Source organism: Lysobacter sp. P5_B9, from assembly GCF_054049835.1.
Genome location: NZ_JBFULP010000001.1, coordinates 24,880 through 41,851, shown reverse-complemented (window position 1 = coordinate 41,851; position 16,972 = coordinate 24,880). Strand labels below are relative to the sequence as shown.

The 16,972-nt window shown below is 65.9% G+C and carries 9 protein-coding genes and 1 riboswitch; all 9 genes read right to left on the bottom strand.

The window, feature by feature from the left end; translation table 11 throughout:
- Window positions 1-14: 14 nt before the first annotated feature.
- The 9 genes from ACXJJ9_RS00165 to ACXJJ9_RS00125 all read right to left on the bottom strand — a co-directional run bounded on the left by ACXJJ9_RS00165 (window position 15) and on the right by ACXJJ9_RS00125 (window position 16,968).
- The gene (locus tag ACXJJ9_RS00165; RefSeq protein ID WP_457095297.1) at window positions 15-7,487 is read right to left on the bottom strand and encodes an isopeptide-forming domain-containing fimbrial protein; all 7,473 of its coding nucleotides are present in this window, start codon (window positions 7,485-7,487) and stop codon (window positions 15-17) included.
- A 73-nt stretch (window positions 7,488-7,560) separates the two neighbouring features.
- Window positions 7,561-7,652, bottom strand: a riboswitch (cyclic di-GMP riboswitch).
- Window positions 7,653-7,693: 41 nt separating this feature from the next.
- A complete protein-coding gene (locus ACXJJ9_RS00160) occupies window positions 7,694-9,088 on the bottom strand; it encodes an AgmX/PglI C-terminal domain-containing protein (RefSeq protein WP_457095296.1) in 1,395 nt (464 codons plus the stop codon).
- A 10-nt stretch (window positions 9,089-9,098) separates the two neighbouring features.
- Entirely contained in the window at window positions 9,099-9,605 is a 507-nt protein-coding gene (locus tag ACXJJ9_RS00155; protein WP_457095295.1) for an ExbD/TolR family protein, read from the bottom strand.
- The gene (locus ACXJJ9_RS00150; protein WP_457095294.1) at window positions 9,602-10,108 is read right to left on the bottom strand and encodes an ExbD/TolR family protein; all 507 of its coding nucleotides are present in this window, start codon (window positions 10,106-10,108) and stop codon (window positions 9,602-9,604) included. The genes ACXJJ9_RS00155 and ACXJJ9_RS00150 overlap by 4 nt, the downstream gene beginning before the upstream one ends.
- 25 nt (window positions 10,109-10,133) lie before the next feature.
- Window positions 10,134-10,817 (bottom strand): MotA/TolQ/ExbB proton channel family protein, encoded by a 684-nt coding sequence (locus tag ACXJJ9_RS00145; RefSeq protein WP_310051053.1) that lies wholly within the window; start codon window positions 10,815-10,817, stop codon window positions 10,134-10,136.
- A gap of 62 nt (window positions 10,818-10,879) precedes the next feature.
- Complete coding sequence (locus ACXJJ9_RS00140; RefSeq protein WP_457095293.1) at window positions 10,880-11,236, bottom strand: hypothetical protein; 357 nt, start codon at window positions 11,234-11,236, stop codon at window positions 10,880-10,882.
- A complete protein-coding gene (locus ACXJJ9_RS00135; RefSeq protein WP_457095292.1) occupies window positions 11,236-11,883 on the bottom strand; it encodes a tetratricopeptide repeat protein in 648 nt (215 codons plus the stop codon). The genes ACXJJ9_RS00140 and ACXJJ9_RS00135 overlap by 1 nt, the downstream gene beginning before the upstream one ends.
- Window positions 11,867-15,028, bottom strand: coding sequence for a tetratricopeptide repeat protein (locus ACXJJ9_RS00130; protein ID WP_457095291.1), 3,162 nt, complete (start codon window positions 15,026-15,028; stop codon window positions 11,867-11,869). Before ACXJJ9_RS00130 ends, ACXJJ9_RS00135 begins: the two co-directional genes overlap by 17 nt.
- On the bottom strand, window positions 15,025-16,968 hold the full coding sequence (locus ACXJJ9_RS00125; RefSeq protein WP_457095290.1) for a tetratricopeptide repeat protein: 1,944 nt from the start codon (window positions 16,966-16,968) through the stop codon (window positions 15,025-15,027). Before ACXJJ9_RS00125 ends, ACXJJ9_RS00130 begins: the two co-directional genes overlap by 4 nt.
- Window positions 16,969-16,972: the final 4 nt, after the last annotated feature.

Here is a 16,972-nt window from a genome sequence, read left to right as displayed (position 1 = left end):
CTTCAGCATGGTGTTCACTTGCGCGCCCCCTGGTTGCCCGTCGGGCGTTGCACTGGCGCGCCGAGACGCCAGAAGGTCTGTTGCTCGACCGTGAGTTCGTAGTCGGCGCCTGCGGTCGGCCAGGCTTCGGCGACCTTCGCCTTGACCGCAGCCAAGCGCGCTTCGACCAGATCCGGGTCCTCGAGATCGGCCAGGTAGGACAGGCGCAGTACCGCGCGCTCCTTCACCAGTTCATCGATCAGCGTCTGCATGCGCGGCTGCCACTGGCGGCGCAGCTGCGTGCCGTCGTGTTCGAACACTTCGTCGCTGAGATCCAGGCTCACCACGCGGAAGACCGAGGCACCGAAGTCGATGCTCAGCGCCTTGCCGCGCGTGGCACGCGCGATCACGGTCTGGCGGGTGGAGAGGCGGTAGCCGCTGGGCAGCGTCCTGTCGTCCAGCTTCAGCACGAAGTTGCTGCCGCGGTCCTCGTTCGGCACCACTGCGCAGGTCAGGTGGTAACGACCCTTGGCATCGGTGGTGGCCGCGAGGCCGCGCGCGCTCACCACGCGCACGCCGCCCAAGCCACTTTCGCCCTGGTCCTGGTGGCCATTGCGGTTGGCGTCGTCGAACACCTTGCCGATGACGTCGGTGCAGTCGAAGGTCGGATCCGGGACCACGCGCACGGTGGCGGTGGCGTCACCGGAAAGCGGACGGTTGGTGAGCCCGTTCCAGACGCGCGCGTGGTTCACGAACTCGCCCTCGCCCACGCCTGCGCCGACCGCCAACAGCAGGGTGATCGTGTGTTCGTCGCTGGTACCGAACGCGACGCCACTCCACGTCAGCTGGCGCCCGTTCTGCACCGGCTCGGTCGGCACGTTGTCGATGCGCGCAGAACCCGGCACGTAGCGGAAGCCCGCCGGGTAGGAGTCGACCGCACGCACATCGCGCAACTGCAAGCCCGAGAGGTTGCGCAGCGTGATGGTGTACGGCACCAGCTGGCCGCGCACGACGTTCTTCAGCGGCGTGGTCTTGCTGATGGCCAGCGCTTCGCCCAGGTCGAGATCAAGCGGAATGTGGTTGTTGAAGATCTGGCTGCTGCCCGGCACGAACGTGTCATCCAGACGCAGGTGCAGGTAGTAAGTGGTGCCCGCCGAACGCGCCGGAACCGAAGTGGGCGGCGCCAGCTCGGATGCCTGCGCCTCGCAGCGCTGGGTCGTGCCGGGGATGGCATCGCTTACGCCGGCCGGGCAACTCGGCACCGGGAACGCCGCGGTGCTCGCATCCGACGTCGGCGGGATCAGCGCCGAAGCACCGGCGATGTAGTTCGCAGAAGGCGGCGCGACCTCGACCACGTAGCTGCCGCCGGCCGGACATGCCGCATCGGCGAAGTTGAGGTCGAAGCGGTAAAAACCACCCTGCAGCGTGACCTGGCCCTGCTGCACCGGATCGGCGAAGCAGGAGGCGGGCAGCGCCACGCCGGACGCACCGAGCATGCGCAGACGCGCACCCGGGATCGCGCCACGGTTCATGGACTCGTAGACCACGCCGTTGGGTTCGATCGGCAGATTGAGGTTCAGCAAGTTGCTGCCGGGCTGCACGGTGATGGCGTGGATGCGCTGCAGGTCGTTGCTGAACACCGAATCCGCGTAGCCGAGCTTGGCCGTGGTCGCCGTGGCACCCGGCGCGGTGAAGCGCACTTCCAGCGCCTCCGACGATGTGTCGTTCGGCGCCACGCCGGCGATCTGCCAGGCGCCGTTGGCGTCGGTGGTGGTGCTGCGTTCGAGCCGGTTGTTGCGATACAGCTGCACGTTCCAGCCAGCGAGCACGCGTTCGCCTGCGTCCGCCGTCTTGTTGAAGTTGGCGTCATGCCAGGCATTACCGCTGAGCACGCCGACGCCGATCCGGCCACCGACATCGAACGAGACGCTCGCGCTCGCGGTCTGCGTCGGATTGTTCCAGCTCACGACGCCCGTGTTGGTCACGCGTGTAGCAGGTGCGAGGCCGGACGCGATGGTGGCGCGGAAGCGCAGCGTGGCCGATGCGCCCGGTGCGAGATCACCGTGGCTGCCGGCGTAATCGGCAGTGATGGCGTTGCCTGCGGACGTGATGCCTGCGGTGCCGCCATTGAGCGTGGCCGAGCCGTTGACGTAGATGAGCTGGCCCGGCGCGGACGCGTTGAGGTCGTCCACGATGCGCACCAGCGTGGCCGGCATCGGGGCGATGTTGCGCACGGTGACGACGTACTCGACTTCGGCACCCGGCAGGGCCATGCCGCCGCCCACCACCGCGACCTGCTTGCTGATGGTCAGCATCTGCGTGCCGCCGACGACCACGACAGTCGGTTCAGGGCCGGTCGCCGGATTGCCGTCGCCATCGGTCAGCAGGCGCGGTACTTCGACGCTGGCTACCGTGGCCTGGTTCGAGATCACGGTGCCATTGGCGGTGCCGGCGTTGACCTGCAGATCGAACTGCACGACCGCAACCTGCCCCGGATTGAGCGTGCCGACGTTGATGCCGGCAATCAGCGGCGATACACCGCCATCGGGCACGCCGACAGGTTGGCCGTTGAGGGTGAGCGAGTTTGCGACCCAGCTCGTGTACTGCGGCACGTTGTCGCGCAGCATCACCTGCGTGGCAGGCGCCTTGCCGTTGTTGTAGATGCGGATGGTGTAGCGCAGCGTGTCGAGCGGTTCGACCACGCCCGGCGCGCCGTTGTCGATGCGCAGCGCGACCAGCTTCTCGGCGTACATCAGCGGCGAGTTGCCGACTACGTCGCGGGTCGGGTCGTTGATTACTGGCGTGCGCGGATCGTCCGAGGGCACTTCACCAATGACGTCGGTGCCCGTGGCGAAGGCCTGGTTGGCAATGATGGTGCCGTCCACCGCGTTCGCGTCGACGGTGACGTTGAAGGTGATGGTGACGACGTTGTCGGCGGCATTGGCCGGGTTGTCGGCACGGATCACGCCCACGGTCGTCTCGACCGGCGAGTTGATACCGATGCCGTTGATCAGCGGCGAGCCACTGGGGCCATCGGCCAGGGTCAGGCCGTTGAGCGTCGTGGTGCCCGCCACGTAGGTAGTGTTGGCCGGCACGAGGTCGCGCAGGACCACGCCATGCGCATGATCGGTACCGGTATTGCGCACGGTGATGGTGTAGCGCAGCGAATCGCCGGCCATCAGCACGCTGGGATTCGCGCCCAGGTACGTCGAAACCTTCTCGATCACGAGCTGCGGCGCGGATTCGATCGGCAGCCGGGTCGGATCCTCATCCCCGGAGACGTCCGGGTTGGCCGGGCCGTTGACGCTCGGATCGTCGCTGAGCTGCAGCAGCAGGGTGCCGAACTGCGCGCGGGCCTGGTTGAGCACGACGCTGCCGTTGGCGATCACCGGCACGAGCTGCACGGTGTATTCGACGGTCACGGTTTCCGAACCCGAACCCACCGCGCCCAGCGTGAGGTTGCCGATGTCGATCCGGCCGGTGCCCTTCGCACCGCCGTTGGCATTGGTGTTGTTCACCGCACCCGCCGGCAGCGCGCCGACCAGCGTCAGCGTGCCCGGCACGAACTTCGCCGGATCGTTCAGCGCATCCAGTTCGTCCACCAGCGAGATGCCGGCGGCGCTGACGTCGCTGAGGTTGCTCAGTTGCACGCGGTACCGCACCACGTCGCCCGGATGCGCAGGCATTGGGCTGACCACGGTCTTGGTGAAGTCGAGTCGCGGCGGATCGGTGAGCACCGCGTACGATGCCGGCCCGATGCAATAGTCGTTGGGCGCCGTCCAGTTCGGGCAACCGGCGCCGTGGCGCTCAAAGGTGCTGTTGCCATCGAGGCCGGTCCAGTCCACGACCACGTTGTTGGCCAGGGACGTCAGGGCGGCAATATTGTTCGCCACGCGCACGTCGTAGCTGACCTGCACGGACGTGCCCTTCGCCACGTTGATGTCGGCGTTGCCGGCGGTCGTGCTCCAGCTGAGCACGTACGGATTGCCCGCCGTGCCGTTGCCCGTGATCACCGGCGCACCAATGCTGTTACCCGTACCGGTAACGATCGGGTTGCCGGCGTACTGCAGGCCCACCGCAAGGGTGTCGACCAGATGCAGGTCGAAGGCATCCGACGCATTCGCATCCCCGGCCGCCGTCAGGGTCACGGTGTAGCGCACGACATCACCACCGCCAGCGGTGGTCTTGTCGCCGGTCTCGGTCGCGCTCAGGGTCGGTTCGACGATCGTGAACGTGGCGGGGGCGCTGACCAGTGGAGCCTTGGCTGTGCCGCCCGGGCTGGTCGCGTAGGTGTAGGAAACGGTGTTGTCGACCTGCACGCCCTGCTGGGCGGGCAGGAGGTTGCGCACGCGGGTGCGCAACTCGATCGTCGCCTGCTGGCCCGCAGGGATCTGCGGGACAAGCACATTCATCTGCGTCGGCGTGCTGCCAGACGTATTGGCACCGGCGACACCGGTTACCGTTGCGCCGACAAATTCGAGGTTCGCATCGAGCACGTCGGCGACCGCGACATCGAACAGCGCGCTGCTGCTCGGCGCGCTCGGTACCGTAATGGTGTAGACCACGTCCTCGCCGATCGTCGCCGTGCCCGATGCGGGAGAAGTGACGACCTTGGAAGGACGCGCACCGGGCGTGGTCACCGTGCTCGAAGCAGGAGACGTCACGTAATCATTGAGTTGTCCGGGGCCATCGGCACCCGTACGTTCCACGACCGTTGCACCGTCGATGCCGGTCCAACGCGCCACGGCGGTATTGATCAGGTCCTGGTCGGCGAGCACGGAGTTCAGCACGCGCACGTCGTAGGAAACCTGGATCGACGCGCCCTCGGCGATGTCGATGTCGGCATTGCCGTCGGCCAGGCTCCACACCAAGGTCTGCGGTGCGGCGGCACTGCCAGTGCCGGTGACGACGGGAGCACCGATCGTATTGCCGGCGCCGGTGACCGTCGGATTGCCGGCGTACTGCAGACCCGCACCGAGCGTATCGGTGAGCGACACGTCGAACGCGCCGGAAGCGTCCACGCCACTCGCCGCCGTCAACGTGACGGTGTAACGGATGACGTCGTTGACGGCCGCGATGGCGCGATCGGCGACCTTGGCGATCCTCACCGTCGGCTCAACGATATTGAAGACTACGGAATTCGTCGTGAGCGCGGATTCGCGCGGGCCAGCGTCGCTTTCCGCGTAGGTGACCGAAGCGGTATTGCTGACGTCGACGCCTTCCTGCGCGCCGAGCACGTTGCGCACGCGCACACGTACGTCGACGAAGGCCTGCTGGCCCGTGGGAATCTGGTCGATCGCGACGTCCAGCTGCGAAGCGGTGCTCGAATTCACCACACCCGCGCCATTGACGACGCCGCCCACGGATACGGTCGCGCTGACGTACTCGAGATCGGCGCTGAGCACGTCCGTGACCTGCACGTCGTACATCGGCGAGTTGCGCGCCTGGCCAGGCACGGCGATGCGATAGACCAGCTCCTCGCCAATGGTGGCTTCGCCGTTGGCCGGCGACAGCAGCACCTTGGTGGGCGGGACCGGCGGTGCGCCGATGCGCACGACGGTGGGATCCTCATCGTCCACCGCGGGATCGGGATCCGCCTGACCGTTAACGGTCGGGTCGTCGCTGTCCGCCAGGAACGTTCCGGTGCTGCTGAGCAACTGCGCCTGGTTCACGACGAGGTGGCGGTTGGCCAGCGTCGGGAGCAGCGTCACGTTGAATTCGACGCGCACTTCGGTACCCGCCGCCACGTCGATGCCGCGGATATCGATCAGGCCCGTGGCCGGATTGCTGTTGTTGACCGTACCGGCCGGCAGCGAGGTGAATACCAGCGAGCCGGGAACGAAGTCCGGCGGCAGCTGGTCGCGGAAAGTGACGTCGGTAAAACCGGACTTCGTCGCCTGCAGGCGCAGGGTGTAATGCAGCACGTCACCGGGCGTAGCGGTCCTCGCCGGATCGTCGCCGCTGGTGAGGTCGCGGACCGTCTTCTCGTAGAAATAGCCCGACAGCAGGACCGCGAGCGAATGCGCGTCCTCATGGTCGTCGATGCCGACCGTGCCGTTGGTGAGCGTGCGGGTCACTTCGACGCGCGCGGGATTGCTGCTGCGGTCGTTGAACCAGCTCGTCGCACCGGCGACGTTGGTGAGGGTGACGCCGTTCTGGCTGTTGGCGTCCAGCTTGGTACGGTACTGCACCACCAGGTGCTGACCGGGCGCGATGGGTCCCGCAGCGTCGAGAAACTTCAGGCTCAGCTCGCAGGTGGGCGCGGCGGTATAGGACCGCGTGTAATGCACGCCTTCGGTCAACGCCGTGCCGCCGAGCAGGACACCGGTGATCTGCGGCGTCATGTCGCACATGCCGCCGTTCGGGCCGTCGGGCAGGCGGTCGAGCAGCGTGACATTCCATGCGTCGAACTGGCCCGTGTTCACAGCGTCGACGGTGAAGTCGCCCCACTGGCCGAGGTTCAGTCCGCCACTACCGAGCACCACGCTACCGCTCTTGTTGACGACCAGGTTCGGCCCGGCGATCTGCGTCGGATTGGAGATGCCGTTCTCGCCGGGCAGCGGGGTATAGAACGTGCTGTCGATGAGACGACCGAACTGCCAGATCGCCGTGTTGACGAAGGACTTCCCGAGGACATTCACCGTCGGGTTGTCGTTGAGCACGGTGGTGATGTCGATCGCCAGGCGCCCACCCTTGGGCAGGATGAAGCCCGGCGGGAAATGGAATTCGATCAGGCCATTCGCGTTGGCGACGATGTTCGGATTGATGGGCGCGCCCAGCGTCGCGCAGGACAGGTCCGTGCACCAGCGCACGCTGGGCGTACCGACCAGGCTCATGTCGACGCCCGTGCCGGGAATCACGGTGGGCAGCTGCACTGGCGGCGTGCTCGGATCGCCGTCGTCCAGTCCGTTGAGATACACGGTGGCCGGATCGAAACCGATGTTGTCGTACAGCGTGATGCCGTGCAGATCGTTCTGCGACGCACCGTTGAGCACCACCGTGCCGGTGGACGGATCGATCAGGACGGGAATCAGTAGCCGGTAGGTGAACGGCACGCCCACGGCCGCGTACGACGGGGCGGACTTATTGATCGACTCGACTGGGACCAGGAAGTTCTGACAGTTCGGCCTGACGTTCTCCAGCGAGCCGTTGACGAACCAGATGTGATGCTGGTGCACCGCGTCGCACGCGATGTTGCCCATGGTGAAGTCGACGTTGTCAAACACCACCAGCCAGCGCTGATCGGTCTGGCCGGGCGAGGTGTAGAAGCTGATGTTGGTATCGAGCGGATTCGGCTGCTGGAAATTCCGGATGACGCAGTTGCCGTCGATGGTCAACTGGCTGGGGGCCGGATTGACCACGTTGCCGTCGATCACGCCGCCGTAATCGGCAACGCAGTCCGCCGCATACGCGCCAAACGTCGTACCGAGCAGTATCAACAAGGCGCAGAGCTGGATGTGGATCCAGCGCTTGCCTGCTCCTGCGTTGCGTGCGATCCCCAGACTCATACACCCTCACTCCGTTCGCGTGCGACGCAAGCCACCGACGGACCAAGGGAATGCCTGCGCTCCGGGCGCAGGTTCCGGCGGTCCCGCTGCCATGGGGCGCTTTGCGCGCCCGACAGGCCGGTGACTTTGCGTCGCCACCTTTCGGTGGTTTTGCCTTTGTCGTATTGCGTTTTTTTGCTTCGAAACGCGCGCTGCGACGCGTCGTCTCAGCCAGACGGCAGGAAATTCATCGGGTACACGATCGTTACTGCAGGCACGTCCTTCGCGCCGAAGTTGAAGCCCTTGACGCGCTCCACGATGCCGGAGGTCAGGTCCGGCGCATCCATTTCCGACGACTGCACCTGCACCATCGACACACTGCCGCCCGGCTGGATGGTCAGGCGCAGGATGACCTTGCCCTGCAACGTCGAATCACGACGAAGCTCGCGCTGGTACAGCCGGTACAGCGCAGCCTTGTAGCGGTCGAAGACGATCTGGATCTCCTCGCCGGAGCGTCCGCCCTTGCCGCTGGCACCGACCGACTTGTTGCTGTCCGCGGACGCGATCGCGTTGATTCCACTCGAGGCCCTGGTCAGCGCAGTGCCCTTGATGGCTCCGCGTTCGCCACCACCACTGCCGAAGCTGCGGCTCTGCGAGGACAGGTTGATGCCACCGCTGCTCCCCGGTGCATTGCTGGCCAACATGGCGCGTTCCGGACGCGCCGCGCCGGTGTCGGCACTGAGCTTCGCGGACTTGCCGAGCTCGGCCACGGCAGGCAGGTCGTCCACCGCTGCCAGGCTGTCCTTGAACGCCAGGATGCCCTGCGGCTTCGACGCCTGCGGCTGCTTCGGAACGGGCTGCGGTTCGACCTTCGCGGTCGGCCTCGTCGGCTTGGGCTCGACCTTTTTCACCACCGGCTTGGTGAGTTCCGGCGGCGGCGGCGGGGCCTCCTCCAGCTTCTTGGTCTCGGGGATCACGGTGACCACGCGTTCCGGCAACTTCTCGGCCGCGGGGACGATCTTCTGCGGAACGTGGATGAAGGGGAACACGATCGCAATCACCAGCCAGACGCACAGTGCGATGGCCAACCCCTTGCGCGAACGCCGGTCCTCCTCGCCACGCGTCCACAGCATGAGGTGCGGACGCGCACGCTCCGTCTGGAGCTCGCGCTCGACGATCCACTCGTTGCGCAGGCGTTCGAGCTCCTCCTGATGCTCGAAGGCTTCGTCCTCGAGCAGGAAGAGCTGCTCGTTCTCCTCGCCGATCCGCTCCACCAGGCCGCAGCGACGCGCATCGATATCGGCGATGCGAGCGCGCACGGACTCGGTTCGGCGACGCGCACGCGCGATGTGCCCGGGCCATTCTCCCTGCTCGGAGAGCCCTTCCCAGAACAGCGCCGCAGCGCCCGCCTGGTCCAGTTCCTCCAGTGCGTGGCACGCCTTCTCCAGCACCTGATGCTGGAAGCGCACCCCAGCGAACGATTCGAGCTCGTCATCGACGGCGGCGAGGTCGCACGCAAGTTCGGCGAGTCGCGCACGTGCGTGCGCGATCCGCTCGTCGAGCGGGTTCTGGGCCGCGACATCCCGGATGGTTTCGAGTTCCATGGTCTTGGTATCGGTCACTTGTGCTGACTCAACCGCCGGCCGGGGCGCTGCCGCCCTTCTCGAGCACGGCGAGCGACAACTTGTCGTAGGCGGCCGCCGTGCAGGTCGTCATCACCTTGCGGATCACCTCGTAGGGAAGGCTCTTGTCGGCCAGCACGGTGATTTCGCGGTGGGCGAGCGCGGCCTGTTGCGCGGCGCCGCCCCCGGCGGTCAATGGACGCGACAGATACTCGCGCAGCGGCTCGATCAGCGCGGCCTTCGGATCGCGGATCTGGTCCATCGTGGCGATCACTTCCCCCTGCACGAGCAGCATGTCCTGGGTGATCGTCACTACCACGGTCTCGGCGGGCTTGGCTTCGGCGGTGGAGATCGGGACCTCCACGCCCTTGGCGTTCTGGACCACCTCTACTTCGGTCGAATAGATCAGCAGGAACGCCACCATCACCGACATGATGTCGATCATGGGGATCAGGTTGAGCTCGACATCCTCGTGCTTCCTGCGTGCGCCACGAAACGGGTTCAGCGACATCCTCATGGTGCGTCTCCCACGGCGACCTTCGGGAACATTGAAATGCGGCCGCGCTCATCGGGCGTGCCGGTGAAGCCATGGCTGTTGGCGGTTGCCAGGTCCGTGCTGCGGACCGCGTCCATCACCTGCACCAGATGGTCGTAAGCCACGTCCGGGGCCATCAGCACCGAAGCCGTGTCGACTTCCACGTGCTGGCCCTTGAGATCGGCGGCGAGGAGCGACAACTTCTCGAGCGGATAAGCCCCGTTCTCAACAGGCAATACGGCGATCGTGTCGCGACCGTTGGTCAGCTCCAGCCCTTCCTTGCGCACCATCACTTCGAGGCGGAAGGCCGGTTCGGTGGGCGCGCCGGCGGACGCACTCGGCAGGTCGAGCTGGATGATCGAAATGCGCGAGAACACCGCCGTCATCAGCAGGAACGTGACCATCACGGTGAAGATGTCGATCATCGGCACGAGCATCAGCTCGACCGGTTTGGCCGGTGGCTTGCGGCGGGGCATCAGGGCCATGGCGTCGTCTCTCCTGTCCCTGTCCTCAGGCGGCCCGGATGTTCTGGACGGAGGCCTGCTGCGCGATGCGATTCGTGCGCAGCGTCAGGACGTTCAGGTACTTGATCGCGGCCATTTCCAGGCTCTCGACCAGGTGCTGGGTCCGTGACGTCAGGAACGCATGCAGGAACAGCAGCGGCACCGCGGTGCCGAGACCGAACGCCGTGCAGTTCATCGCCTCGGAGATGCTGGCCGACAACATGTTGGCCTTCTCCGCCGGGTTGGCCATCGCCACCGCGCTGAACGCGCTGATGAGGCCGGAGACAGTGCCGAGCAGGCCGACCAGGGTCGCGAGGTTCGCAAAGGTGCCCAGGTAGTGCGTGCGCTTTTCGAGGCGCGGCACGATTTCCATGATGCCTTCCTGCATCGCCTTCTCGACATCGTCGCGGCGGCGCACCGCGCCCTGCATGGCCAGGCCGGCGCCGAGCAGGCGCCCAAGCGCAGTGTTGTCCTTGTCCTCATCGACGATCTTGCGGGCCTTGTCGAAGTCGCCTTCGCCGAGCGACGGCTCGACCTGCGCCCACATGCGCTTGGTCTGTGCCTGCGCCCGGGCGATGGTGACAAAGCGTTCGATGGCGATCGCCAGGCCCACCAGGCCGACGAGCATGATCGGCAACATCATCTTGCCGCCGGCCTCGAAGAACTGCGCTACTGAATGAATCAAACCCATGGCACTGCCCTCACTGGAAATTCGTTGAAGATCGGTGGAGAAAAAGTTGTTGAAGCGCTAGCTCACTTGTCGTGCGGTTCGGCAGACTTGAGCCCGTAATACGCGAGCTCGCGCATGAATACGTCTTTGTCGACGGGTTGCGTGGCATCGTCGAGAAGCCGCGAAATTCCCGGCGCATCGCCCAGCTGCGAGCTCTTCCACGGCACGATGACGAGTTCCTTCGGCGCCTCGTCGTTGCCGACGATGGACATGCCGGAGAGCACCATGCTGTCGCTCGCCTTGCCCGCCTGTTTCGTCGCGCCGGATTTGGCGGGCTTGGCGGGTTTGGCTTCGGCCTTCGCATCCCGCGGCGCCGGCCCGGCGGAAAACGCCGCCACGGGTGCCAGCAACAAACACACGCACAGGGTTTTGAGCAGCATCACTTCGCTCCCTTTTCGACCCGCGACCGGGCGTTGGCGATCCAGCCCGCTACCTGTTTGTCGCCAGGCACGACCTGCTGGTAGATGAGGTAGTTCTCCAATGCGCAGGGGGCGTCTGCGAGGTACAGGTCGCAGAGCACCGCGAGGTTGAGCCTCGCGAAATGGAAGCCCGGCGCGGCGGCGAGCGATTTCTCGTAGGAGGCGCGTGCGTCGCTCAACTTGCCCAGACGGCGCTGCACCAGGCCCAGCTCGTTCCAGGCGACCGGATGCTGCGGTTGCAGTTCGACCGCCTGCTTCAGGCTCGCTTCGGCCTTGTCCAGCTCATCGGTTTTCGCGTAGGCAATGCCGAGGTCAATGTGCGCGGCGGTGAGTTTGGGCTGCTTCGCCACGACCGCCTGCATCAGGGCGACGCCCTCCGCGTAGCGCTCCTGCGCAAGCAGGCCGGCCGCGCGCGCGTAGTCCGCCCGCGTCGCGCCATCGACCTTGGCCGTCTCCACGATGGTGAAGCCGGTGGCGGTGGCGTGCACGCCGGGCCCTTCCTTGCGCGCTGCCATGGCCGTTGCAGCGAAGTAGACCAGCGATATCGCGGCCAGGCGCGCGGCGTGGCGGGCTGCGCGTCGGTAAGTCGGGTTAATGCGCATCGGCATTGGCCTCTCCGTTGTTGGCCGGGGCGGCGGGCGCGGCTGCGTTTCCGACGTCACTGGTTTCAACTGGCTGTGCGGGTTTGGTTTCGAGGACCGGTGGCGGGGTCGGCTGGATGTATTCGTATCGTTCCGGCGAAGCGACGAACCCGCTGCTTGCTTCGGTGCGCGCATAGCGGGCCGGAGACAATTGCGCCAGGCGCGCCAGGCTCTTCTCGATCCACGGAGCGTGGACGCCGGCCTGCATCAGCTCGAGGTTCTTCTTGTGCAGGTCGATGGCCTTCTCCTCGAAGGGGAATGCCATCTCGTCCAGCTGGTCGTTGTAGTCCTGCAGTTCCGCACCCTTGAGGCCGGCCGGTCGTTCGGACTGGTTGAGCGCCTGGCTGAAACCGGCGTACACCTCGGCCATGTAGAAAGTGGCGGCGGCGGTGACATCGGGGGTCTCATAAGGCACCAGGGCGTTGAAGCCCTTGATCGCCGCCGACATGGCCTTCTGCTTGGCGGCCATGCTCTTCTCGAACGGCTGCTTGAGCTCGATCGCTGCGAACCCGGTGTACAGCGGCTCGGTCAGCACCAATGCGGCGCGACCGGCGAGCGTGCGCGTGCGATTGCTGCGCCCGGTGCCGGCGCTGGCATCCGCCTGCACGATCTTCTGCAGTTCGGCGCGGTAGCGGGCGTCGTCGCCGCGTGTCTTGTGGATCTCCGCCATGCGGTTGCGTGTTTCCACCGCATCCTCGACCGGCTTCGGGAACTCGCCGACGTAGCGGGTGTAAACCGCGAGCGCGCGATCGAAGTCCTTCGCGTCTTCATGCAACTGGCCAGCCGTCAGCAGGGCCTCGGCGCGCAGCTTCGGATCGCTGGCGCCGTCGGCGACGCGCTCGTATTCGCCCGCCGCGCTCGCCAGATCGCCGGCCTGGCGCAAGGCATTGGCGATCTGCTGCGTCGCTTCCTTCACCAGCGCGTGCGTGGGGTTGTCGCGCCGGAATTCGTCCAGCGCCGTGGCGGCACCCTTCCAGTCCTGCAACCGCACCAGCGCCGCGCCCGCGTCGTATTGGGCGCCCGCGCGGATCTTCGAGGTCGGCGCCACATCCTTGATGCGCAGGAAGTGGTTCGCAGCGGCGCGGTAATCACCGGCGGTGTTGGCCGCCTCGCCCTGCTTGTAGATCGAGGCCGCGAGGTTCTCGACCAGGTCAGCACGCGACGAATCGCTTGCGGGCGTCATTGCCAGGACCTGCGTGTAGGCCTGCTCCGCCACCTGGTAGTCCGCCAGTTCGAACGACGAGTGCGCCACCACCGTCCAGGCCGTGCGCTTCAACTCCTGCGACGCGGCCGGGAATTTCTCCAGCAGTTTGCGACCGGCATTGCGCGCGGCGGCATGGTCCTTCAGGTCGAACAGGTCCTGCGCGGCGGCAACCAGCACGGTGGGTGCCTGGTCGTGCTGCGGGAAGGTGTCGGCAAAACGCAGCGAGCTGGCCACGGTCGCGCGCCTGCTCTCCTCCTGCTCGGATGCGGCCACCACCTTGAGGTTCTCGCGGTGCGCGAAGATCGCCGCGTAACCCGCGGCTGCGGCCTTCTCGTGAGCCGGATAGTCGTAGGCAGTGCGCTCGTACTGCGCCGCTGCCAGGCGGAAGTTGCCGTTCTCGCGCAGCAGGTCCGCGAACTGGTAGTTCGCGGCCGGCGCCGCCGGGTCGTCGTGGAACGAATCGAGGAATTCGCCGTACCAGCGCGAGGCTTCGGCGAAGCTCTGCGCCTTCTCCGCAGCCTGCTTCGGATCCTGGTAACGCGCGTGGTAGTAGTTCGCCAGGTCCATCAGATTGGATTTGAGCGCCGCTACCACATCCGGCCGCTTGCCGATGGACTGGTGCTTCCAGTACTCGGACTTCAGCCCGTAGCTGGCCGCGAAGCCGCGCTTGGCCTCGACCACGAGCAGCGGGAAACCGCCCGTCTCGTAAATGCCGATGGTGCGCAGGCTGAAGTCGGGCGACGCCGCGTGGAACGGATAGAGCGCGACGAAGTCCGTCAAAACCTTGGCGGCGTCCTGGTAGCGCTGCTTGGAGAGGTAGAACTCAGCCAGGTAGCGATACGCGCGGTCCTCATAGGGGCGGTGGCCGAACTCGGCGAAATACTCGCCGATGACCTCAGGCCCACCGAGATTGGAGAAGGACAGCGCGGTGACCTGGAAGGTGTCCTCGACGCGGCTATCTTCGGCTGCCGTGTGCTTCGCATCGAAATCGAAGCCCTTGGACACCTTGTTGTCGAGCAACGCGAAGTAGCGGTGCAGCGCTTCCTCGAACGCATCCTGCTTGTAGAACGACCAGCCCAGCTTGAACAGCGAAAGCTCGAAGTACTCCGAGACCGGGCCCTTCGCCACGACGCTCTGGTAGGCGTTCTCTGCATCGCGGTACTTGCGCAGGGTGAAGAACCTTTCGCCACGGCGGAACTGCACTTCATCGGCGAGCGCGGAGTCCGGGTCGCCCTTGACCAGCTGCTCCATCACGGCCATCGCTTCATCGACGCGTCCAAGCTCGTCGTAGGCACGGGCCTTCTGGTAGAGCACCTGGTCGCGGTAAGCGTAGTTGGGGAATTCGGCGAGCAGCTTGTCGTACAACTGGATCGCCTCGAGCGGACCCGCCTCCGCCGCCGCAACGCCGGACGTAGCCGTCGTGGCGATGGCCGGTCCTGCCGCCGCGCGTTGCTCGACTTGTCGCTCGATGTCGGGAGGCGCAGCGGCGCCCGGTGCGGCTGTCTTGCCCCTGGCATTGGAAGCAGTGGCGATTTTGGTGATCGCTTCGGGCGCGGCGAGCTGCACGGGCTTCGCGTCGGCCGCCGGTGCAACCGCTACTGCACCCGCTGCCGTGGGCGCGCGATCAACCACGATTTCTGTAGTACCGCGTACGCCGTATTCCCTTTCCAGCTGCAAGTCGGCAAGGCGACGCATCGCCTCCGGCGTACGCTCGCCGGCCGGTGTTTCCTGCAGGAACTGGCGATAGCCCACCATGGCCTTCTCGAGACCCTGGTCGACACGAACGTCGGTGGTGTCGGGTTCCACCCGGCGCAAGGAGGCCAGCGTGCCGGCGCGCTCGGTATGCGCGCAGGCAGCCAGCAGCACCAGCTGCACCGCGATCACGCTGTGGCGAATCCGAAACCTCATTTGCCCTCCCCGGCCGGTGCTGCCGGTGCTGCCGGTGCGCTCGGTGGCGCTGTCGCGCCCTGCGCCTGGTTGGCGCGGTCATAGCTGTCCGCAACGGCATAGCGCGCCTGGACCTGATAACCCTTCAGGCGCTCAGTGCGTGCCGTCAGCTCGGTGGTGGCCACGGCCTCGATCAGCGAGCCCTGCTGCTTCTGCAATTGATTCACGCGCTCCAACGCATCGCGCACGCGGTTGCGCAGGTCCTGGATACCGTCGTCGTAACCGGTATAGGCGTGGACGCTCGCCTGCCGCGCACGCACGAAGGACTGATAGCGGACCTGCAACGCTTCGAGGTCCGTATCAAGCAGCGCCAGGTGCTCGTACGCCTCGGTCAGGCGATCGGGGTACTCGGTGCGGAGCTTCCAGTCGATCGCGCCACGCAGGCGCTCGGTGCGCTCCGCGAGTTCGCCCCGTTGTGCTTGCGGAAGACGCACAACTGCCGCTTCCGTCGCGCGGATGTGTTCAAGCAGGATGCGCTCGTCGGCCGTGGCGAGCAGTTCCGGCCTCGGCTTGGTCAGCTGATCGTTGAGGCGCCGTGCCAGGTTGTCGCGCTGCTCCAGCCGCAACTTGTATTGCGAATCCAGTTCGCGGAACTGGGTGTCGATGCCGGGCAACAGCGGCTCGTAGTAGTCGCGGCGCTGGGCGATCAGGTCATCGAAGGCATCAAAGCTCGACTGCCAGGATTCCAACTTGCGGCGCAGGTCGTCGAGGTCCAGGTAATTCTGCAGCGCCGTCTGGAAGTCGTGCGACGCCATCAGCGCGGTCAGGTAGAAGGTATCGGGCGTGTCCGGCAACTCGCGGAGTTTCACCACCCACAGCGCGTCCTGGTGGATCTCTTCGCGCACCAGCGCCTTGAGGAAGGCGCCCTCGCGCACGCTGCGAGTGGAGGCGTCCAGCTTCTGCAACTCCGTACCGAAGGAAGTCAATGCCTCGTCGTACAGCACCGCGGCGCGGCCATGCAGGTTCAATTTGCCGTAGGCATAAGGCAGGGCCAACTTCGCTTCCTGCACGGCGCTGTCGGTCGAGTCACGCGCGGCAAGAATCTTCCACGGCACCAGCGCACGTTGGAAGTTTCCCGCCTGGGCATCGGCCCAGCCGGCACTGAGCAGCGCCTGGTTGGAATACGGCCCGGTGAGGCTGACCCGATCGAAGTAGCGCTGCGCATTGCCGAAATCGTTGGACTCGAGCATCAGACGCCCGAGCACCATGTTGGCCTTGTCGCGGATCGCGACGACCTCCTTCGGATCGTCGCGCCGTGGTTCGCCGGCCTTCGCCAACTGCTGCAGGCCATCGTTCGTCCTGCCGTTCTGCAGCAGTGCGATGCCGTAGTTGTACCCGGAGAAGCCCTCGAGACCCTTCGCGTCCTGCAGCTGCTTCAACACGGCCGCCGCTTCGGCCGGCTGGCCCATGGCAAGGTAGGTATTGGCGCGCAGGAACTCGATCTCGTCGCGGATTCCCCCGGGCACTTCTCCGTGAATTCGTTCCAGCGCCTGCATCGCGTCCTGCGGCTGGTCTTTCTGGAAGTGGATGCGCGCCAGGCGGAAAGCCGCGTCATTGCGCACTTCGTCAGGCACATCGGCTTCCAGCACCGCCTTGATCGCGCGTCCGGCGCGGCTATGCATGCGGTAGTTCAGTTCGAAGTCGCCGACCGAGAACTCTGCCTGGCCAATCAACGGATACAGGGAGTCCAGGGTCTTTTCGTCCACGCGTTTGTGCTGCGCCAACTCGGTATCGAGTCGCTGCAAGGCTTCGAACCAGCGACCTTGATAGGCGTTGTACAACGCCTCGCCGAAGTACAGGTCCTGTACTGCAGCCGGATTCGCATCGGCGGCCGCACAGGGACGAATCCCCGGCAGCACGGCCAGTGCGAGTCCCAACGAGAGGGTGGACGCGCGCCGCATCTGG